We start from the raw sequence: 20,033 nt of genomic DNA on the forward strand, positions 1-20,033 counted from the left end.
CTCAGCTCTGGTCGAGCACCGCCAGGAGCTCGTCGTTGTAGAAGTCGTCGATGGAGCACGCGCCCGAGAGCGTGGAGAAGTAGCGGTCGATCAGGCTCTGGTGACCGACCAGCTTCCCCAGCATCTCCGTCAGCCTCCCTGGCTCGAGTTCGGCCACGTTGAGCGCGCCCCGGTAGAGGTCGAGGAAGTCGTCGGTCAGGTCCTTCTCGTAGCGTTTCAGCTCCAGGTTCAGCGCGGGCTCGTCGTGCAACCGGTCCCCGACGTGGTCGGTGAGCGACTGGGCCTGGAGGAAGGCGTCGGTGATACCGCGGGCCGTGATGGAGTCCTTGTGGTGCACCGCGTCGCCGACCAGCACCCACCCTGGCCCGTAGGCCTTGCGGAAGAAGTTCTCCTGGTGGCCGGTGCCGTACAGCTGCTCCACCCGCCTGCCAGCCGACATCCGCTCGTGGAGGTCGGGGGCCGTGTCGCGGACGGCCTGGCGGAACGCGGGTTCCACCGCGGTGCGGACCTCGGCGAACTCGCTCTGGGGGAAGTAGGCCATGATCAGCGTGAGGTCGTCGTTGGTGGGGATGGCACCGATCCAGCGGCCCGGCCCCTCGTAGAGCTCGAAGTGGCTCGGCACGTCCGCCCAGTAGCTGTAGTAGGTGCAGGTCATCCTCGGATGCTCGACGACCTTCTCTGCGCCTGCCTTGCGGGCCACCAGCGACCGCATGCCGTCCGCGCCGACGACCAGCCGCGCCCGTTCCGTCGCCTCGGCGCCTCCTGGCGTGGTGTACCGCACCCCGACGACCCGGTCGTCCTCGTGGACGAGGTCGTTGACCGTGCACGACTCCTGGAAGTCCACACCGGACGCCACGGCACCGTCGGCGAGAACCGGGTCGAGCACGAAACGCCTCGGCGCGTACGTGGTCCGGTGGCCGTCGGCGGGCAGGGAGAAGCCGTCGAGACGGACACCGAGAGCCTCGTAGCTCTGGTGGTCGATCGGCCGGCAACCCGCGTCGCGGAGCCTGTCCAGCAGCCCCCACCCGTCGAGCAGCGCCACGCCCGGCTGGTGGATGTAGTGCGACGACAGGGTGTCCTGCGGGAAACGCACCTTCTCCAGGAGCAGGACGCGGTAACCCTGTCTGGCGAACAGCATCGCCGCAGGTGAACCCGCGCAACGGGCGCCTATGACAACTACGTCGTACATGGCCCTCGCTTACTGTTGAGTTACGGCACCCGTGGATTCGATGTACGCGGAAATGGAAGCGACCGTCGAATTGCGGAACATCTGGTCCATCGGGACTTCGACGCCCAGTTCCTCGATGAGAAATCCCTGGATTCTGGCCATGATCACGGACTGGCCGCCAAGAGCGAAGAAGTCGTCGTCGACCGCTATGTCGTCGCGCTGGAGTTCCCGGCACCAGATGGCGTGCACTCCGTCGACAATCATCGCAGTACTCCCGTTCGCCTTCAACGGCCGGTCGACGATGTCGGCGTTTTGGTTCCCGAAATCCGCGACCAGTGCCGCGCGGTCCACTTTTCCGTGCGGACTCAGCGGAATACGAGGAATGTCGACGAACCTGGCGGGCACCATGTTCCTCGGCAGCGTCTCGAGGAGGCCGGCGCGCAGGCCGCCACCGTCGAGGCCGTCCCCAGCCGGGACGACGAACGCGATCAGCTCCGTCTCGCCCGAGTCGCTCTTCCAGGGCACCACGGCGGCCTGCCTGACCCCGTCCAGCCTGCAGAGCGCGCGCTCGACGTCGTTGGGGTCGATACGCATGCCCCGCACCTTCACCTGCGCGTCCATGCGGCCGACGACGACGAGCTGCCCGGACTCGGTGACGTAGCCGAGGTCACCCGTGCGGTACAGCCTGCGCGGCACACCGTCGACCAGGGTCGTCGTGAAGCGCTCCGGCTCGGGTCCGTCACCGTTCAGGTAGCCGGCGCCGACGCTGGTTCCGGAGATGCAGATCTCGCCGTACTCCCCCGTCCCGACACCACTGCCCCGCTCGTCGCGGAGGTGGATCTCGGTGTTGTGGACCGGCAGGCCGACCGGGGCGATGTCGTGTCCGCCCGGCCGGATGCCGGCGAGGTCGTACGACGAGGCGACATCCGTGCACTCGGCGACGCCGTACTGGTGCAGGAGTGTGCAGGTGTTCCCCTCGCGCCCCGCCCAGTCCGCGATCCTCCCGACGAGCAGCGGCTCCCCGCCGAAGAGCACGTAGTCCAGCCCGGCGAGCGTCTCACCCCCACGTGCGGTCTCCCAGTCCACCAGGAGGTACAGCGTGCTCGACGCGCAGTGCACCGTGCGTATTCCGTGCTCGTCCAGCAGGCGGTAGGCCATCGCCACGTCGAAGTTGCGGCTCGCCATCAGGTGCAGGGTCGCGCCGCAGAACAACGGCATCATCAGGCTGCGCTGGGAGAGGTCGAAGCCGAAGGCACTGACGACCAGGTTGGCGGACTCTCGGTGCAGGCCGTACTCGAGCCGCAGCCAGTTCAGCAGGTTGAACCAGCCCTCGTGCCGCACCCCGGTGAGCTTCGGCGTACCCGTCGACCCGGACGTGAAGACCGCGTAGCACAGGTCGTCCCCGGTGACCAGGACGTCGGGACCGGTCGCCGGAAGATCGCCGAGGCAGTCGGAAAGCCGGCCGGGGGCGACCACCTCGACCGCCGGGGACGCCACCAGCCCGGCCGTCGCTGGGGACGCCGCGACCAGGGCCAGACCGGGGGTCTGCCGCAGCAGCTCCCGGAGCCTCGCCGCGGGATAGGCCGGATCGAACGGCACGTAGGCCGCGCCCGCCTTGAGCGTGCCGAGGATCGCGATGACCAGGTCGACCGAATAGTCGAGACAGAGGCCGATCCTGGCGCCCCGGCCCAGTCCGCGCCTGGTGAGGAAATGCGCGAACCGGTTGGCCGCGGCGTCCAGCTCCGCGTATGTCAACCGCTCCCCAGCACAGCTGACGGCGACGGCATCCGGGGTGGTCCTTGCGTGCGCCTCGAACCGCGCGTGGACAACGGACGTCGGAGGCAGAGCGACGCGCTTTCCCCGGAGAATCATGTGCGTGCTCAGCGCCTTCAGTCCGTGGCCATGGCTTCCCGCAGGCTCTTCGGCCGCAGGTCGGTCCAGTTCCGCTCGACGTACTCCAGGCACTCGGCCCTGGCCGCCTCACCGAAGACCACCCGCCAGCCCGCGGGGACCTCCACGAACACCGGCCACAGGGAGTGCTGGTCCTCGTCGTTCACCACAACGTAGAAGCTGCCGTTCTCGTCATCGAAAGGGTTCGTACTCACTGCCACCGTCCTCAACAGACACGACGCGACCCAGCGTGCAAACGAAGCGACACAATGCGAAAGAACACCGAAGCCGGACAGTTCACCGATCACGAATGTCCTGGCGACGGGACATCCGGCACTCGCGGACACCCAGAACGCTGACGCCAGCGTTTGAGACGCTAGGCCCCGACCTCCACGACCCACAAGACCAGCGAAATCACCCGGCCGCCCGCCACCCACCGAACCTGTATCCCACCGGGGTTCTGTGCCAGCATGACCGGGAGGACACCACGAACAGACTTGTCGAGAATGGAATCCAGCCAGTTTCACCACAACAGCCCCGCCTGGCCTGGATCGGTTTCCTGTCACGGAACACGATCCAGCCGGGACGGGGCTGATGTGGTTCGAACCTACGTTCTGTGTCGACTTCTCAGGAGATCTTACGGCGGTAGATCGTCGTGGCGAACACGAACGCGACGACGAGAATGCCGACACACCAGGCCAGTGCGACCCAGATGTCGTTGCCGACCGACTGCTCGGTGAACAGCGCGCGGATCGTGTTGACGATCGATGTGACCGGCTGGTTCTCGGCGAAGGCACGCACCGGCCCTGGCATGCCGTCGGTCGGCACGAAAGCCGAGCTGAGGAACGGCAGGAAGATCAGCGGGTAAGAGAACACGCCCGCGCCCTCGACCGACTTCGCGGACAGACCGGGGATGACGGCGATCCAGGTCAACGCTAGGGTGAACAGGAGCAGGATGCCGGCGACCGCGAGCCAGGCCAGCACCCCAGCTCCCGTGCGGAAGCCCATGATCAACGCGACGCCAAGGACGACCACGAGCGAGATCAGGTTGGCGACCAACGAGGTCAGAACGTGCGCCCACAGGACGGCCGATCGCGCGATCGGCATGGAGTGGAACCGCTCGAACACGCCGCCCTTCATGTCCACGAACAGCCGGAAAGCGGTGTAGGAGATGCCCGACGCGATGGTGATGAGCAGGATGCCAGGCAGCAGGTAGTTCACATAGGACTCTCCGCTACCCGTGTCGATCGCCCCGCCGAACACGAAGACGAACATCAGCATCATGGCGATCGGCATGACCGCGGTCGTGATGATGGTGTCCGGGCTGCGCGCGATGTGACGCAGGGAGCGGCCGAGCAGGACAGTGCTGTCGCCGAGGAAATGCCTGTTCATCATCGCTCCTTGGTCGTCGTGCCGACGCTGCGGTCATCGCCGGCGTCCTCCTTGCCGTTCTCCCCGACGAGGGCGAAGAAGACGTCCTCGAGGGTCGGCTTCTTCTCGACGTACTCGACCTTCGGCGCCGGAAGCAGTGCCTGCAGCTCGGCGAGGGTGCCGTTCACGAGGATCCGGCCCTCGTGGAGGATCGCGATCCGGTCCGCGAGTTGCGCGGCCTCGTCCAGGTACTGAGTCGTGAGCAGCACCGTCGTGCCGCGTCCGGCCAGTTCCCTGACGACCTCCCACACCTCGAGGCGCCCCTGGGGGTCGAGCCCGGCTGTCGGCTCGTCAAGGAAGATGACCGGCGGGCTCGCGACAAGGCTCATCGCGATGTCGAGGCGGCGGCGCATGCCACCCGAGTACGTCAGCGCCCGCCGCGAGCTCGCCTCGGTCAGCGAGAAGCGTTCGAGCATCTCGTCCGCGACCCGTCCCGGGTCGGCGAGGTACCGCAGCTTCGCGACCAGTACGAGGTTCTCCCGCCCGGTCAGGATGTCGTCGACGGCCGCGAACTGCCCGGTGAGGCTGATAGACTCCCGCACGTCCGCGGCCTGCGTGGCGACATCGAAGCCGTTGACGATTACGGTCCCCCCGTCGGGTCGGAGCAGCGTGGACAGGATCCGCACGAGCGTGGTCTTGCCTGCCCCGTTCGAGCCGAGCAGGGCGAAGATGCCGCCTCGCGACACCTCGAAGTCCACGCCGCGCAGCACCTTCAGGTCCTTGTACGACTTCTCCAGGCCCTGCACGCGGATCGCCGGACCTTGCTGCGTTGTCATCAGACCGCCCTCTCTTCACTTCCTGTGCGTTCTCCGGCGGCACTGGTCATCCGGCAGCGCCACTTCTGCCTGATCCACTCTCTGGTCATGTCGTGACCACCTCCCTGATGGATCGACAGGTGTTACTTGTCGGCCGTGCCGGTCTCCCCGCTGATGGACTCCTGATAGACGTCCGCGTTGGTGCGCGAGTCCTTCACCAGGTCGTCGACGAAGGCGGCGACGTCAGTGCCGAGGAGCTCCAGAACTCCCTTGCCGGACGCGACGCCCTCCTCGAAGAAGTCGACGATCTTCGAGAGCACCGGGCCGTCAGGCAGGTCGACCGGTCCGACCTTGAAGAGGTACCGCTGAATCTCCTTGTAAACGATCTGGTAGTCCTGCGGCAGCGACTTGACCCGCGCCATGTGCGCTCGCCACTGCTTCTTACCCTGGATGATGTCCTGGATCCCCACTTCAGCCTCCCAGCTGGCCCAGCTTCTTCGCGACGTTCCTGTTCAGCTGCTCGCGCCACCGGTCGCGATAGCTCGGAGCCTCTTCTCCGCCGGTCAGCGCCCCGCAGAAGCCGTCGATGTCGTCACCGAGCACCTCCTGGACGCTCAGCCCGTCCGCCGCCGTCTCCTCGAGCAGCCCCAGGACGCCATCGAGAATCGGGATCAGGTTGCGGCCCGTGAAGTCCGAGTGCGGGGATACGTTGACCTTGATCCGTTCCCACGCCGCCCGGTATTCGGCCGGCAGTTCCTCGGCCCGCGCCTCGAACGCCTTCCATTCCCTCGTGAGGTCACTGCCCGTCACGGTCTCCCAGAAGCTCATCGCCCGCCCTCTTTGAGATTGTCTATTCGTGATGAGAGGTACTCCCATTTCGTCCAGAACGTCGCGAGCCGTTCACGGCCCGCGTCGTTGAGCGCGAAGAACTTGCGCGGCGGCCCCTGTCCGGATGGCCTTTTCGTCACCTGGACGAGCCCGTTCCTCTCCAGTCGCACCAGAATGGTGTAGATCGTTCCCTCCACGACGTCGGCGAAGCCGAGTTCGTTCAGCCGACGCGTGATGGCATACCCGTAGGTCTCCTCGTTGCCGATGATGTGGAGCACGCAGCCTTCGAGCGTGCCCTTGAGCATCTCCGTCAGGTCATCCATCGCGGATCCTCTTCGCACCCCTGATACTACGTAGTGCTGAGTACCACTACACGGTATCACAGAGTAGCGACAAGTCCAGTACCGCTCGGAAGTAGCGGATGGGAGACGGACGACGCTCAGAGAACCTGGCCGTCCCTGGTCTTCCTGCGCAGAGCCGGTCTGCTGGACTTGGCGAGGTTGTTCCACATGTCGGAAAGGCCGGTGACGGTGCGCACCGCGAACAGCGTGCGGATGGACACTTCCTGGTCCAGCTCCGACCTGATCAGGCCGACCAGCCTGATCGCACGCAGCGAGTTGCCGCCGAGGTCGAAGAAGTCGTCGTCGATGCCCACCTGGTCCAGCTCGAGCACGTCGGCGAACGCCTCGGCCAGAACCCGTTCAGTGTCGTTGCGTGGCGCCCGGTACTGCCTGCCGCCGAACTCGGGTTCGGGCAGCGACGCCAGGTCCACTCTCCCGCCGGGCGTCAGCGGCAGGTGTTCCAGCACCGTGAACACCGACGGCACCAGGAACTCCGGCAACCGCCCCACGGTGAACCGGCGCAGCTCGTCACCCGAAGGGCCTGCCTCGTCGTCGACGGCCTCGCCGCTCACCGGGACCACATAGGCCACCAGACACCGCCGCCCGGCGGGGTCCTCCCCACCGACCACCACCGACCGCACCAGCCTGGGGTGCTCGGACAGTGCTTCCTCGACCTCCGCCACGTCGACCCCGAAACCACGTACCTCCGCCCTGGCGTCGACCCGGCCCACGTACTCGAGCCTGGCGACATCGTCGCCGTCGGCAGCCCACCGCACCCGGTCCCCGGTCCGGTACATGCGCCCGCCGGCCGGACCGAACGGACAGGGCACGAACCGCTCCGCCGTCCGGCCGGGTCGTCCGGGATATCCCCGCACCACGCCGGGCCCGGCCACATACAGGTCTCCGGTCACGCCGACGGGGACCGGCGCCAGTCCGGGGCCCAGCACGTAGAGGGCGGTGTTGTCCATCGGGCGGCCGATCATGCCAGGACGCGCGGCATCGGCGCCGTGGCACGCGGCGAACACGGTCGACTCCATCGGACCGTGACCGTTGACGATCGTCAGCTCGGGGCACGCCGCCCGCACCCGTCGCACCGCGGCCGCGGACACGCGGTCACCACCGGTCCACACCTCGCGCAGCCCGGCCAGGCGCTCGGGACGTTCCGCCGCGACCGAGGAGAACAGCTCAGCGGACAGCCACACCGTCGAGACGTCGTCCGCCGTTCGCGACTCGGCCAGGTCGTCGACGTCCAGCCTCCCTGGAGGCGTCACGACCACCCGGCCGCCGTTCAGCAACGGCACCCACAGCTCGAGGGCGAGCGCGTCGGACGTGTGCGGCGAATGCCACAACACGGCGCCGTGGCCACCATCCCGCCAGCGGCGATCGATGACGAGCCGGAGCATGTTCCGGTGCGTCACCGCGGCTCCGGTGGCCGTACGGGACGATCCGGAGCCGTACATGACGGCCATCAGGTTGTCCTGGTGCGACGGGACCGGAACCTCCCGCGCGTCGTCGTCGGCGGTGTCCGACCGGAGCTCGCCGAACACGATCGCCGGGACGCCCAGTTCGGCGGAGAGCTCCTCGGCCGTCGCCGCGTCGGTGAGCAGTGCGCGCACCGAGCAGTCACCGACCACCGGCATGATCTGCTCCACGGGGCAGGTGGGGTCGACCGGCAGGTAGGCGCCGCCCGCCTTGACCACTCCCAGCAGGGCGACGGCCAGGTCCACCGACCGGGGCAGCGCCACCGCCACGACCGCCTCGGATCCGACTCCCCTGCGCCGCAGTGACCCGGCGATGCGGGCCGACCGCTCGTCCAGCTCCCGGTACGAGACCGCCGAGCCCCAGGACACGATCGCGTCGGCACCGGGAGCCCTCTCCACCTGGCGGGAGAACAGCTCGGAAACCGTCAGCTCCGGCAGCGGCACGTCCGTGTCGTTCGGCGCGGTCAGCACCACGTCCCGCTCGGCACCGGACACGACGTCGATGGCACCGACCGGAAGCCGAGGATCGGCGGCCATCACGGCCCGGACGAACGCGACCAGATCCGCACCGATGAACCCCAGCTCCGCGCGGGAGTACAGGCCCGAGGGGGCGTCGAGCCGGAAGTACAGGTCGCTGTCGGCGCTTCCGTCGGTGCCGACGCTGATCGACAGCTCGTTGAAGGCCCCGTTGATCCCGCCGAAGGAGCGCGCCGGGCTACCCGCGAAGTGGAGTTGCTCCGCGAACCCGACGACGTTCATGACAGCACCGAAGCTGCCGCGTCCACTCAGGACGGTTCCGCTCGCCTGCTGGATGTCCGAGTAGTGGCAGGCCGTGTGATCGAAGATCTCGTAGGTCTGGTCGCCGACCGCCTCGGCGATCTCGGCGAAGGTCGCGTCGAGCGGAACCCTCACCCGCACCGGCACGACGTTCACCGCCAGACCGGGCGTCCTGCTCGCGACCCCGACCCGGTTGCCAACGGCCAGCGACAGGAGGAACTCCGGATGATCGCAGCGGTGCCGGAAGTACACCGCCGCGGCCGCGGTCAACATCGACGACATCCACATACCCGTGGACGTCGCGATCTCGGTCCACGCGTCCGCCTCGGCACGCGGGACGGTCACCGTCCTGCTCACCACGCCAATGGCGTCGGCCAGCTCCGACCAGCGATCGGCGCTGCCCATCGGTTCGGACAGGGCGACTCGCGCCGCGTCGGACAGGGCGACACGCGGAACCTGTGCGGGCGGGGGCGCGTCCTTCAGATAGTCGCGCCAGAACTCCTTGTCGTCGGCGAACCTCTGGGAGGCGAGGTACTCCGTCGCACCGGCCGCGAACGAGCCGGCGTCCCACGGGTGCGGCAACTCCGGCACCGCCGCCCCCCGCGTCAGCGCCGTGTACACCTCGGCGAGGCGGCGCGACAGCAGACCACCCACACCGTAGCCGTCCGAGATGAGGTGGTGGTACGCGATGACCACGAGCGAGCGGGCCGCCGACAGCGTGACCACGCCCAGCCGGAACAGCAGATCGTGCTCCAGGTCGAACGGCTGCCCGATCATGCCGGCCAACGCCTCGCGCGCCGACCGCTCGGGATCGACCGCGTCGCTGACGTCGAGGAAGAACGGCCGCCAGTCCCCCAGATCCCTTGGCACCAAACGCAGGCCGCTGCCCTCGTCGACGAAGCTGACACGCAGCACTTCCGCCTCGTCCAACACATGCCGGAACGCGGACTCCATGACCGCCGCGTCCAGCGCACCGTCCACATCCCACATGGTCAGCGCATGGTTCATCGTGTCGGCAGACATCTTCTGCGCCAGCCACAGTCCTTTGTGCGCAGACGACGCATCGAACGAACGCACGCGGCTGCCCCTCTCGCTAGTTCGAGAAACGGGTCTCCTGAGAATCTTCGCGGTGTCCCGCCGCCGGGACGGTCGAGGCGACCGACCTCGCCGGCTCGCGGTCACACGTCCCAGGTGACCAGGAAACTCGTCATCCCGTAGACCGCCGCCGAATCCGGACGCAGGCCGATCTCCTCGACCGGTACGGCCAGGCGCAGTGTGGGGAAGCGGTTGAACAGAGCGGAAAGCGCGATCCGCAGCTCGGCGCGGGCCAGCTGCTGCCCGACGCACATGTGGCTGCCGTGGCCGAAGGCCAGGTGCCCGCCGTCCTGCCGTCGGAGGTTGAGCACCTGAGGATCGTCGAAACGGTCGGGGTCGCGGTTGGCGGTGTTGTACGACAGGACGACCAGCTCGCCCGCCTTGATGGTCTGGCCGCCCAGCTCGACGTCCTCCAGCGCCGCCCTCATGAACGTCTTGGCGACGGTCAGGTACCGTAGCAGCTCCTCGACGGCCGGGTCGACGAGCGTCGGATCGGCGCGCAGCGCGGCCAGCTGCGCCGGGTTCTGGAGCAGCGCGAAGGTGCCGAGCGCCAACGTGTTCGCGGTGGTGTCGAAGCCGGCCATCATCGTGAAGTGGCTGATCCCCCGCAGCTCCTCGTCGTTCAGGTCGCTGTCGGTGAGGTCGCTGAGGATGTCGTCGGTGGGGTTCGCACGCTTGGCGGCCACCAGCTCCGTGAAGTACTTCTGGGCCGCGGCGAAGGCCACGATCTGTTCCTCGGCGGTCGCCTGCCCGCCGAGGAACACGTCGAGCTGGTCCTGGAAGTGGTCCCGGTCCTCGTACGGCACCCCCAGCAGCTCACAGATCATGATGGTGGGGATGGGTTTGGCGAACGCCGTCAGCAGGTCAACAGGCGGCCCGGCCTTCTCCATGGCATCCAGACAGTCGGCGGTGATCCGCTCGACGCGTTCGGTGAGCTGGCGTATCCGCCGGGGGGTGAACCTGCTCACCAGTGGTTTCCGATAGCGCCCGTGCAGCGGCTCGTCCATGAAGACGAACTCGCCAGGCGATGCGGGCGGCGGCTCCCAGCCGGTGATGTCCCTGGCCAGGTCGAGCATGAGCTCCTTGCGCGCGCTGAACCTCGGGTCGGCGAGGACCGACGTGATCAGGTCGTAGCCGGTGATCACCCAGCCGGGTATGTCGCCGGGAAAGGTGAAGCGGCTTATGGGGCCGTGCCAGCGGGCCTCGATCAACTCTGCCGGCGGGTCGAAAGGGCAGCCGGGCTTGCGCTCCAGCATCATCGTCTCGACGGCATGGACGGCTTCACCCATGGACGATCCTCATTTCGCGACTTCTCCGGCAACGAGCGAGTCGACCTCGCGTGACAGGGACAGAATCGCGAGACACCGGACTTGACCGCAATACCGCGCGGCAACTCCAATGAACGACGGCGAAGGCGAAACTGGCGGCACGCCAGGAGATCAGCGGAGCGGCGGGCCGCGCCGGCTCCCTCGCGCGGACGGGCTGCCGGGCGGGACCGTCTCGCCGACGGGACACCGCGAGTTCGACAGCGGCGTCAGAAACGTGGTGGAGTGAGGGGAAACTACGTGCCACACGCCGGCATGGACACGGACGTGGTGATCGCTGGTGCGGGGCCGACAGGCCTGATGCTCGCCTGTGAGCTGCGGCTGGCGGGCGTCGACGTGGTGGTGGTCGACCGGCTCGGCGAGCGGACCGGCGAGTCGCGAGCCGGCGGGATCCACTCCCGCACACTGGAGGTGCTGGACCAGCGCGGAGTCCTCGACCGCTTCCTCGCACTCGGCAAACCCGAGCTGGTGGGCCATTTCTCCGGCCTGTACCTGGAGTTCGACGAGTCCGAGTCCAGGCACCCCTATCCGCTGACGATCCTGCAGCCTGTCATCGAGCGGCTGCTGGAGGAGTGGGCCGGCGAGTTCGGTACGTGGGTACGCAGGTCGTCCGAGGTGGTCGGAGTCCACCAGGACGAGGCCGGCGTGACGGTCGAGCTGAGCACGATCGGTGCGGCGGCACCCGCGACGCTGCGCGCCCGCTACCTCGTGGGCTGCGACGGCGGGCGCAGCACGGTGCGCACGCTGACCGGCATCGACTTTCCCGGCACTCCGGCGACGATGACCTCACTGATCGGGGACGTCGAGCTCCCCGACCTGCCAGACGACTACGTCTGGGGGCGGGCGGGTCAGGGCGGCCACTTCTCGGCGATCGCCTTCGAACCCGGGTGGCACCGGGTGATCACCTCCGAGTACGACCACGTCGCCGACCAGGACGAACCCGTGACGTTCGAACAGCTCCGGGAGTCGCTGGTCAGGCTCATCGGCACCGACTACGGCATGCACAGCCCGCGGTGGGTCTCCCGGTTCAACGACACCGCACGGCAGGCCGCGCAGTACCGCAAGGGCAAGGTGTTCCTCGCTGGCGACGCCGCGCACATCCATTTCCCCGCCGGCGGGCAGGGGCTGAACATCGGTGTACAGGACGCGGTCAACCTCGGCTGGAAGCTCGGCTCGGTGGTACGCGGCCACGCTCCGGAGAGCCTGCTGGACAGCTACCACGCCGAGCGCCACCCCGTCGCCGAACGCGTCCTGCACAACACGAGAGCGCAGGCGGCCCTGAGCCGTCCGGACGCCCAGACGGAGGCACTGCGCGACGTGTTCGCCTCGCTCATAGTCTTCGACGACGTCAACCGGCATCTGCGCCACATGCTCACCGCACTGGGCATCCGGTACCCGGCCGTCGGCGACCACCCGCTGGCTGGCCGCCGCGTCCCCGACGCCGACTTCCACACGTCCAGCGACGCCTCCCGTGTGTACGAACTGCTGCACGCCGCCCGCCCCGTGCTGCTCGACCTGCGCGGCAGCGCACTGGTGGCGGCGACCGCCGAGGGCTGGGGTGACCGCGTCGACCTCGTCGAGGCGCGATGCGCGGACGACCACTGGACCGTCCCGGCCGTCGGCGAGATCCCCGTTCCCACCGCGCTTCTCATCCGTCCCGACGGTTACGTCGCCTGGGCGGCCGCGGCGGGCACGCCGGACACCACCAGCCTCCAGACCGCCCTCACCACCTTGCTGGGCCCCCGCCTCGGCAGAATGGCCCACTCCTCGAGGTAGTGATCCCGACGGCCACCGGACAACTGGAACCGCCGCCTACAGCCATTCCCCCGCTCGCCCGCTGTCGCTCAGCGCGGGAGCGACGACGCGCACGGTCGTCGGAGGGTCCTGCCGGACCGGCTCCAGATGGAGGCACTGGGTGCCCTCGGACGACGAGAACGCCGCGAGACAGGCGCACTCCGCGGTGGTGAAGCCCGCGAACCGGTAGGCCACCTCCATCATCCGGTTACGTTCGGTACGCCTGAAATCGGCGACGAGGTGCACCCCGGCCCGCGCCGCGGCATCGGTGAGCCACCGCAGCAGCACCGCGCCCGCGCCGAAGGAGACGACCCGGCACGACGTCGCCAGCAGCTTGATGCGCCACGCCCGCGCGGTCTTCTCGACCAGCACGACCCCGACCGCGCCATGCGGCCCGAAGCGGTCGGCCATCGAGACCACCAACACGTCGTGATCCTCATCGGACAGCAGGGAACGCAGCACGGCGTCGGAGTAGTGCACACCGGTCGCGTTCATCTGGCTGGTCCGCAGGGTCAGCTCCTCGACGCGCGTGATCTCCTCGTCCCTGGCCTCCGTGATGTGCATCACCAGGTCGAGCGAGCGCAGGAAGTCCTCGTCGGCGCCCTGGAACCGCTCGCGCTGCTGGTCCCTCTCGAACCCGGCCTGGTACATCCGGCGGCGCCTGCGGGCATCGACGGTGACCACAGCGGGGCTGAACTCGGGCAGGTCGAGCAGGTCGCGGGCCTGCTCGGCCGGATAGCACCGGACTTCCGGCAGGTGGTACCGGACCTCGGCACGCTCGCTCGGCAGGTCGTCGATGAACGCGATCGTCCGCAGCGAGAAGTTCAGCCGCTTGGCGATCTCGCGCACCGACTCGGACTTCGGGCCCCAGCCGATGTGCGGCAGGACGAAGTACTCGCCGAGGCCGAGCTTCTCGAGCCGTGCCCACGCCTCGTCGTGGTCGTTGCGGCTCGACACGGCCTGCAACACCCCGCGCGCGTCGAGCCCCACGACCACGTCGCGCACGGCGTCGTCGATCTCGACGTGGCCGTCCTCGGCCAGCGTGCCCTTCCACAGCGTGTTGTCGAGATCCCAGATCAGGCACTTCACGATCGGATCCGTGTCAGGCATGTCCGCTCCCGTCCCGTACGACCTCTCGGATCGCCGTCGATGCGGCGTGCTCGGCAAGGATCAGCTGGCAGATCTCGTTGCTGCCCTCGATGATCTCCATCAGCTTCGCGTCGCGGTACGCCCGTTCCACCACGTGCCCGCCCGCCGCGCCCGCGGAGGCGAGCACCTGCATCGCCGAGGCCGCGCCACGTGCGGCGTTCCCGGCCGCGACGTGCTTGGCGAGGACCGCCGCCTGCACCTGCTCCGGCGAACCGCCGTCCCAGCTGCGGCTGGCCTGCTCGCACACGTACGTCGCCGTCCGCTCGGCGGCGTAGAGCTCGGCCAGGTGACGTGCGACGAGCTGGTGGCGCAGCAGGGGTTTCCCGAACTGCTCCCGGTCTCCGGCGTGCCGGACGGCGGCCGCGAGGCAGGCTCGAAGGATGCCGACGCACCCCCAGGCCACCGACAGCCGACCGTAGGTCAGCGCGATCGTGGTCAGCATGACGACCGGCTGGCCCGCCACCGCGAGCAGGTTCCTCGCGGGCAGCCGAACGCCGTCGAGCACCACGGACGCGTGCCCCGCCGCACGGCAGCCGAGCGGGTCGGCCACCCGTGTTACACGGACACCTGGTGCCGACGCGGGCACCACGGCGACGGCGCCGCCCGCGCCGTGGCGGCCGAACACGAGGATCCAGTCCGCGTACGCGGCGACCGTGATCCACGTCTTGGTGCCGTCGACGACGATCTCGTCGCCGTCGCGCCGGATCTCCGTGGTCATCGCGGCGAGGTCGCTGCCAGCACCCGGTTCGCTGAACGCCACCGCGGCCAGGTCCCCGCCGGTGAGCCTGCCGATGTACTCCACGCGCTGGGCGTTGTCACCGAACCGCTGTACGGTCCACGCGGCCATCCCCTGGGACGTCATCACGCTGCGCAGCGAGCTGCACAGCGCACCGGTGTGCGCGGTGAGCTCCCCGTTGTCCATCCCGGACAGGCCGAGGCCGCCGAAGCGGGTGGCCGCCTCGGCGCAGAGCGCGCCCTTCGCGCCGAGCCCACGCAGGACGGCGACCGGGATCTCGCCGGAGACGTCCCACTCGCCCGCCGCGTCGACGACCGTGTCGGTGACCAGTGCGGTCAGGGTCTCAAGCACCAGCTTCGCCGCCGCGCAGCCGGGTCACCAGCGAGCTCATCGACCGCAGGGTGCGGAAGTTGTCGAGCGTGAGGTCGGCGCCCTCGACGACGACGCCGAACGTGCCCTCCACGAACACCACCAGCTCCATCGCGAAGAGCGAGGAGACCACGCCGGAGGCGAACAGGTCCACCTCCGGTTCCCAGGTCCTCCTGGTCTTCGCCTCGAGAAACTCACCGATTCGCCGCTCGATCCCAGCGACCGATGACGCAATCGTCGAGTCCGTCATGGGTTACCCCTCTCTCAGCTCACCTTGTTCTTGCGCGCCAACGTGATCCCGTCCGCCATCACGAGCATCGACAACTCGACTCTCCTGTCGGCGTGCAGGGATGCGTTGAGCGCCCGGATGGCTTCCGTGTCGGCGTCGCCTGCTTCCGGGTCCGCGACCCGTCCGAAGTAGAGCGTGTTGTCGAGCACAACCAGGCCACCGGCCCGCAGGTGGACGAGCGCCTGTTCGTAGTAGTGCGCGTAGCCGGTCTTGTCGGCGTCGATGAAGACCATGTCGAAGGTCTCCGGCCCGCGCTCGGCGAGCAGCTTCGACATGGTCTCCGCGCCGTCCCCGAGCCGCAGGTCGATCCGGTCGGACACCCCGGCACGAGCCCAGTACCGGCGGGCGACCCTGGTCCAGCGCTCGCTGATGTCACAGGTGACGATCTGGCCGCCGGGCGGCAGCGCACGCGCCATGCACAGTGCGCTGTAGCCGGTGAACGTGCCTATCTCCAGCACCTGGGCTGCACCGGTCAGCCCGACCAGCATGGCGAGCAGCTGTCCCTCCTCCGGCATGGTCACCATGGCGTGGAGCGCTGGCATGAGTGCCGTCTCGGCGACCAGGTCGCGGAGGATCTCGTCGTCGCGCAGGGACACCGACCGCACGTAGTCGAGCACGCGGTCGCTCAGCTCCACCTGGCCCGCCATCAGCGTGCCCCGTACTCGTAGAAGCCACGGCCGGTCTTGCGCCCGTGGTCGCCGGCCGCGACCTTGCGCAGGAGCAGCTCACTCGGGCGGCAGCCCTCGTCCCCCGTGCGCTCGTACAACACTTTCAGGGAGTCGACGAGGTTGTCGATCCCGATCAGGTCGGCAGTCCGCAGCGGACCCGTCGGATGTCCGAGGCACCCTTCCATCAACGCGTCGACGTCCTCGACGGTGGCCCGGCCCTCCTCGACGACGTTGGCGGCGTCGTTGATCATGCGGTGCAGCACCCGGCTCGTGACGAAGCCGGGTCCGTCGCCGACCACGATCCCCTTCCTGTCCAGAATGGACAGCAGGTCCCGCACGGCCGACATGGCCCGCTCACCGGTCCGCGGTCCGCGGACGACCTCGAGCGTGCCGATCAGGTAGGGCGGGTTCATGAAGTGGACGCCGACCAGGTCCTCGGGGGACGGGACCTGACAGGCGAGTTCGTCGACCGGGATGGACGAGGTGTTGGTGACCCGCGGCGTGCCCGGCGCGACGACGGCGGCGATCTCCTTGTGCAGCTCGGCTTTCAGCCCGGCGTCCTCGGTGACCGCCTCGATCACCCAGCCCGCGTCCGACGCCGCGGCCGCGTCGTCGGCGGTCCGCAGCTCACCGGTCGGCCCGCTCCTCGGCAGGGCGCCCATCATGTGGGCGAACCGGAGCTCGGCCCGTACCCGCTCGCGTGCCGTACCCAGCCGCGCCGGGTCCACGTCCACGAGCGTGACCGGCACGCCACGACCGACGAGAAGAGTGGCGATACCGATGCCCATCACTCCCGCTCCGAACACGGCGACAGAAGGCGTTCCCATGATCACCCCAGCTCACTTTCCAGAAGGCTGTGAAAGAGAAGTCACGATGTGCCCGGCGACCCGTCTCGGTGTCGGGTGCCGCAGCACGAGGTTCACCCGCAGGTCGAGCCCGGTCATCACGGCGAGGCGCTTGCTCAACGTCACCGCCAGCAGCGAGTCGAAGCCGAGGTCCTTGAACTCCCGGTCGGGGTCGACCTCGGCACCGGAGGACTGGCCGAGCACGACGGCAACCTTCTCGAGGACGTGGTCGAGCACGAGTGCCGCCGCCTCGTCGTCGGGGAGGCCGGAGATCATGTCCGGCAGGGGGACGGGTTCGTCGTCGCCGCCGGAGGGCAGCTCCAGCGGGGGTGCCTCCGCCCCGTGCGAGGAGTACAGCCAGTACCGCTGCCGCTGGAACGCGTACGTCGGCAGGTCCACCCGTCTGCGCGCACCGAACAGGGCTTCCCAGTCCACGGCCCCGCCCCGGACGTGCAGCTGGGCCAGCGAGCCGACCACCGCCTCCACCTCGCCCCGGTCCCGGCGCGCCGAGGACAGGACCACCGCGTCGTCCAGCTCCTCGACCATCTCCTGCACCGGAACGGTCAGCACGGGGTGCGGGCTCATCTCGACGAACACCCGGAAACCGTCCGCCACCAGCCGCCGCACGCAGCTCTCAAAGAGGACCTTCTCACGCAGGTTGTCGTACCAGTAGGTGTCCGTCAGCCGCGCTGTGTCGATCGCCTCGCCGTGCAGGGTCGAGTAGAAGGGCAGTGCCGACGTCGCGGGGCTCAGGCCGGCCAGAGGTTCGACCACCCGGTCGCGGACCCGGCTCACCTGGTGTGAATGGGAGGCATAGTCGACCGAGATCCTCCGGGCCTGGGCGCCTTCCGCGTTCATCTTCTCGACGAACTCGTCCAGCGCGCCCGGCTCCCCGGAGACCACCACCGAGCGGGGACCGTTGACGACGGCGACGCTCAGCTGGTCGTGCCACGGGGCGAGACGCGCCGCCACGAGATCCGCTGACGCCGCGACCGACGCCATCCCGCCGTGACCGACAAGACCCACCAGAGCCTTGCTGCGGAGCGCGACGATCCTGGTGGCGTCCCGCATCGACAGCGCACCACACACGTGGGCGGCGGCTATCTCACCCTGGCTGTGTCCCACCACCGCCGCCGGTTCCACGCCCCAGGACCGCCACAGGGCGGCCATGGACACCATCACCGAGAACAGCGTGGGCTGGACGACGTCCACCCGGTCCAGTGATGGCGCCCCCGCCACGCCGCGCACCACGTCGACCAGCGACCAGTCGACCCACTCGGCCAAGGCGGTGGCGCACTCGTCGAGGCTGTGCGCGAAGACGGGGAAGGCGTCGTACAGCTGCCTGCCCATGCCGACCCACTGCGATCCCTGTCCCGGGAACATGAAGGCCACGCCGCCGAGGTCCCCGGCGACACCGCTCACCACCGCGGCGGACTCCGCGCCGTTGCGCACCGCCGCCAGACCACTCAGCAACTCGTCCCGGTCGCGGCCGAGTACCACCGCACGGTGGCCGAAACCCGACCGGCTCGACACCAACGACCAGCCGACGTCGGCGATGTCGGCACCCGGATCCGCGGTGGCGAACTCACGCAGCCTGCCCGCCTGACGCCGCAGCGCCGCCGCGTTCTTGGCCGACACCACCCACGGCACCAGCCCGCCCGCGACGGCGGGGCCAGGACCGGGCTCGGCGTGCTCCACCGGCGGTCCCTCTTCCAGGATCACGTGCGCGTTCGTGCCGCTGAACCCGAACGACGACACCCCGGCCATCCGACGGCCACCCGTTTCGGGCCATTCCCGCCCCTCCGCCAGCAGTTCGACCGTGCCGGAAGACCAGTCCACGTGCCTCGTCGGCGCGTCGAGGTGCAGGGTCTTCGGCAGGAACCCATGACGGATGGCCATCACGGCCTTGATGACCCCACCGACGCCGGCTGCGGCCTGGGCATGGCCGAGGTTCGACTTCAGGGAGCCCAGCCAGAGGGGTCTGCCCTCGTCCCGGCCCTGTCCGTAGGTCGCGAGCAGGGCGTCCGCCTCGACGGGATCGCCCAGCACGGTTCCGGTGCCGTGGGCTTCGACCAGGTCCACATCGCACGCCCGGACCCCCGCGTCCGCTAGCGCCTTGCGGATCACCTGCTGCTGGGCGCGGCCGCTCGGCGCGGTCAGCCCGTTGCTGGCCCCGTCCTGGTTGACCGCCGAACCGCGGAGGATGGCCAGCACCGGATGGCCGTGGCGGCGGGCGTCGGACAACCGCTCCAGCAGCAGCACGCCCACCCCCTCGGCCCAGGCGGTCCCGTCGGCGGCGTCCGCGAAGGCCTTGCACTGGCCGTCTGGCGACAGGCCGCGCTGCCGGCAGAACGACACGAAGGCCGCGGGCGTCGACATCACCGCCGCTCCGCCGGCCAGCGCGAGGGAGCACTCCCCGGAACGCAGTGACCGCACCGCCATGTGCACGGCCACCAGCGACGACGAACACGCCGTGTCCACCGTGACCGCGGGCCCGGTCAACCCCAGCGAGTAGGCCACCCGGCCGGAGGCGACGCTCAGCGCGCTCCCGAACGACAGGTGGCCCTCCAGCTCGTGGCTGCTCGCATCGAGGAAACGCAGGCCGTACTCCGGCGAGCTCAGTCCGGAGAAGACACCGACCTCGGCCCCGTGCACGTCGGCGGGAACGATGCCGGCACGCTCGAAGGCCTCCCACGACGTCTCAAGCAACAGGCGCTGCTGCGGGTCGGTCGCCAGCGCCTCCCTCGGGCTGATGCCGAAGAAGTCGGCGTCGAAGTCCGCCACGTCCGCCAGGAACCCCCCGTGCCGCACGTACGAGGCGCCGAGGGTGTCGGGGTCCTGGTCGAACACGTCCGGCCAGCCGCGGTCCCGGGGGAACTCCTCCGCCAGGTCCCGGCCGCCGCGGACCGCGTCCCACAGCTCCTCGGGCGAGGACACGCCGCCGGGGAAGCGGCATGCCATGGCCACCACGGCGATCGGCTCGCAGCGCCTGGCCTTCAGGGCGTCGTTCTCCCTGCGGAGGCGGTCGCGCTCCTCGAGCAGCGTGCGGAGCGCCCGCTCGACCCGGTCCGCGCCGTCCGCCGCCCGATCCG

16 protein-coding genes and 1 pseudogene are annotated in these 20,033 nt (G+C 69.2%); 1 reads left to right on the forward strand and 16 read right to left on the reverse strand.

Features of this window, described 5'->3' with window-relative positions; all coding sequences use genetic code 11:
• Position 1 precedes the first annotated feature (1 nt).
• The 10 genes from UA75_RS16740 to UA75_RS16790 form a co-directional block, all read right to left on the reverse strand.
• The gene (locus tag UA75_RS16740) at positions 2–1,189 is read right to left on the reverse strand and encodes an NAD(P)/FAD-dependent oxidoreductase (RefSeq protein WP_075741040.1); all 1,188 of its coding nucleotides are present in this window, start codon (positions 1,187–1,189) and stop codon (positions 2–4) included.
• Between the two features lie 9 nt (positions 1,190–1,198).
• Complete coding sequence (locus UA75_RS16750; RefSeq protein ID WP_083690725.1) at positions 1,199–3,040, reverse strand: non-ribosomal peptide synthetase; 1,842 nt, start codon at positions 3,038–3,040, stop codon at positions 1,199–1,201.
• Between the two features lie 17 nt (positions 3,041–3,057).
• On the reverse strand, positions 3,058–3,273 hold the full coding sequence (locus UA75_RS16755; RefSeq protein WP_075741041.1) for an MbtH family protein: 216 nt from the start codon (positions 3,271–3,273) through the stop codon (positions 3,058–3,060).
• 412 nt (positions 3,274–3,685) lie between these two features.
• Entirely contained in the window at positions 3,686–4,450 is a 765-nt protein-coding gene (locus UA75_RS16760; RefSeq protein WP_075741042.1) for an ABC transporter permease, read from the reverse strand.
• Positions 4,450–5,265, reverse strand: coding sequence for an ABC transporter ATP-binding protein (locus UA75_RS16765; RefSeq protein WP_075741043.1), 816 nt, complete (start codon positions 5,263–5,265; stop codon positions 4,450–4,452). Before UA75_RS16765 ends, UA75_RS16760 begins: the two co-directional genes overlap by 1 nt.
• 122 nt (positions 5,266–5,387) lie before the next feature.
• On the reverse strand, positions 5,388–5,714 hold the full coding sequence (locus UA75_RS16770) for a DUF1048 domain-containing protein (RefSeq protein WP_075741044.1): 327 nt from the start codon (positions 5,712–5,714) through the stop codon (positions 5,388–5,390).
• A 1-nt stretch (position 5,715) separates the two neighbouring features.
• Positions 5,716–6,072, reverse strand: a complete 357-nt coding sequence (locus tag UA75_RS16775) for a DUF1048 domain-containing protein (protein WP_075741045.1) — start codon at positions 6,070–6,072, stop codon at positions 5,716–5,718.
• Positions 6,069–6,395 carry a PadR family transcriptional regulator gene (locus UA75_RS16780; protein ID WP_075741046.1) on the reverse strand — a complete coding sequence of 109 codons (327 nt, stop codon included), beginning with the start codon at positions 6,393–6,395 and terminating at the stop codon, positions 6,069–6,071. Before UA75_RS16780 ends, UA75_RS16775 begins: the two co-directional genes overlap by 4 nt.
• A 116-nt stretch (positions 6,396–6,511) precedes the next feature.
• Positions 6,512–9,748 carry a non-ribosomal peptide synthetase gene (locus UA75_RS16785; RefSeq protein WP_075741047.1) on the reverse strand — a complete coding sequence of 1,079 codons (3,237 nt, stop codon included), beginning with the start codon at positions 9,746–9,748 and terminating at the stop codon, positions 6,512–6,514.
• Between the two features lie 101 nt (positions 9,749–9,849).
• Positions 9,850–11,055, reverse strand: a complete 1,206-nt coding sequence (locus tag UA75_RS16790) for a cytochrome P450 (RefSeq protein ID WP_075741048.1) — start codon at positions 11,053–11,055, stop codon at positions 9,850–9,852.
• A 291-nt stretch (positions 11,056–11,346) separates the two neighbouring features.
• Between UA75_RS16790 and UA75_RS16795 the strand changes: the two genes are divergently transcribed.
• Positions 11,347–12,867, forward strand: a complete 1,521-nt coding sequence (locus UA75_RS16795) for an FAD-dependent monooxygenase (RefSeq protein WP_232251083.1) — start codon at positions 11,347–11,349, stop codon at positions 12,865–12,867.
• A gap of 36 nt (positions 12,868–12,903) precedes the next feature.
• Here the strand turns inward: UA75_RS16795 and UA75_RS16800 are convergent, their stop codons facing one another.
• The 6 genes and pseudogenes from UA75_RS16800 to UA75_RS16825 all read right to left on the reverse strand — a co-directional run.
• Positions 12,904–13,995 (reverse strand): HAD-IIIC family phosphatase, encoded by a 1,092-nt coding sequence (locus UA75_RS16800; protein ID WP_075741050.1) that lies wholly within the window; start codon positions 13,993–13,995, stop codon positions 12,904–12,906.
• Entirely contained in the window at positions 13,988–15,121 is a 1,134-nt protein-coding gene (locus tag UA75_RS16805; protein WP_075741051.1) for an acyl-CoA dehydrogenase family protein, read from the reverse strand. Before UA75_RS16805 ends, UA75_RS16800 begins: the two co-directional genes overlap by 8 nt.
• Entirely contained in the window at positions 15,114–15,389 is a 276-nt protein-coding gene (locus tag UA75_RS16810) for a phosphopantetheine-binding protein (RefSeq protein WP_075741052.1), read from the reverse strand. The genes UA75_RS16805 and UA75_RS16810 overlap by 8 nt, the downstream gene beginning before the upstream one ends.
• Positions 15,390–15,403: 14 nt before the next feature.
• Positions 15,404–16,075 (reverse strand): O-methyltransferase, encoded by a 672-nt coding sequence (locus tag UA75_RS16815; RefSeq protein WP_075741053.1) that lies wholly within the window; start codon positions 16,073–16,075, stop codon positions 15,404–15,406.
• A complete protein-coding gene (locus UA75_RS16820) occupies positions 16,075–16,923 on the reverse strand; it encodes a 3-hydroxyacyl-CoA dehydrogenase family protein (protein WP_075743893.1) in 849 nt (282 codons plus the stop codon). Before UA75_RS16820 ends, UA75_RS16815 begins: the two co-directional genes overlap by 1 nt.
• Before the next feature lie 12 nt (positions 16,924–16,935).
• A pseudogene (locus tag UA75_RS16825) lies at positions 16,936–19,923 on the reverse strand (type I polyketide synthase); the annotation flags it as partial.
• Between the last annotated feature and the right edge of the window lie 110 nt (positions 19,924–20,033).

The organism is Actinoalloteichus sp. GBA129-24 (assembly GCF_001941645.1).
Taxonomy (GTDB): domain Bacteria; phylum Actinomycetota; class Actinomycetes; order Mycobacteriales; family Pseudonocardiaceae; genus Actinoalloteichus_A; species Actinoalloteichus_A fjordicus.

Bases quoted from the DNA above. Each gene is read 5' to 3' on its own strand.
- UA75_RS16740 (WP_075741040.1), bottom strand. From the start codon at position 1,189: ATGTACGACGTAGTTGTCATAGGCGCCCGTTGCGCGGGTTCACCTGCG.
- UA75_RS16750 (WP_083690725.1), bottom strand. From the start codon at position 3,040: ATGATTCTCCGGGGAAAGCGCGTCGCTCTGCCTCCGACGTCCGTTGTC.
- UA75_RS16760 (WP_075741042.1), bottom strand. From the start codon at position 4,450: ATGAACAGGCATTTCCTCGGCGACAGCACTGTCCTGCTCGGCCGCTCC.
- UA75_RS16765 (WP_075741043.1), bottom strand. From the start codon at position 5,265: ATGACAACGCAGCAAGGTCCGGCGATCCGCGTGCAGGGCCTGGAGAAG.
- UA75_RS16775 (WP_075741045.1), bottom strand. From the start codon at position 6,072: ATGAGCTTCTGGGAGACCGTGACGGGCAGTGACCTCACGAGGGAATGG.
- UA75_RS16780 (WP_075741046.1), bottom strand. From the start codon at position 6,395: ATGGATGACCTGACGGAGATGCTCAAGGGCACGCTCGAAGGCTGCGTG.
- UA75_RS16790 (WP_075741048.1), bottom strand. From the start codon at position 11,055: ATGGGTGAAGCCGTCCATGCCGTCGAGACGATGATGCTGGAGCGCAAG.
- UA75_RS16795 (WP_232251083.1), top strand. From the start codon at position 11,347: ATGGACACGGACGTGGTGATCGCTGGTGCGGGGCCGACAGGCCTGATG.
- UA75_RS16800 (WP_075741050.1), bottom strand. From the start codon at position 13,995: ATGCCTGACACGGATCCGATCGTGAAGTGCCTGATCTGGGATCTCGAC.
- UA75_RS16810 (WP_075741052.1), bottom strand. From the start codon at position 15,389: ATGACGGACTCGACGATTGCGTCATCGGTCGCTGGGATCGAGCGGCGA.
- UA75_RS16815 (WP_075741053.1), bottom strand. From the start codon at position 16,075: ATGGCGGGCCAGGTGGAGCTGAGCGACCGCGTGCTCGACTACGTGCGG.
- UA75_RS16820 (WP_075743893.1), bottom strand. From the start codon at position 16,923: ATGGGAACGCCTTCTGTCGCCGTGTTCGGAGCGGGAGTGATGGGCATC.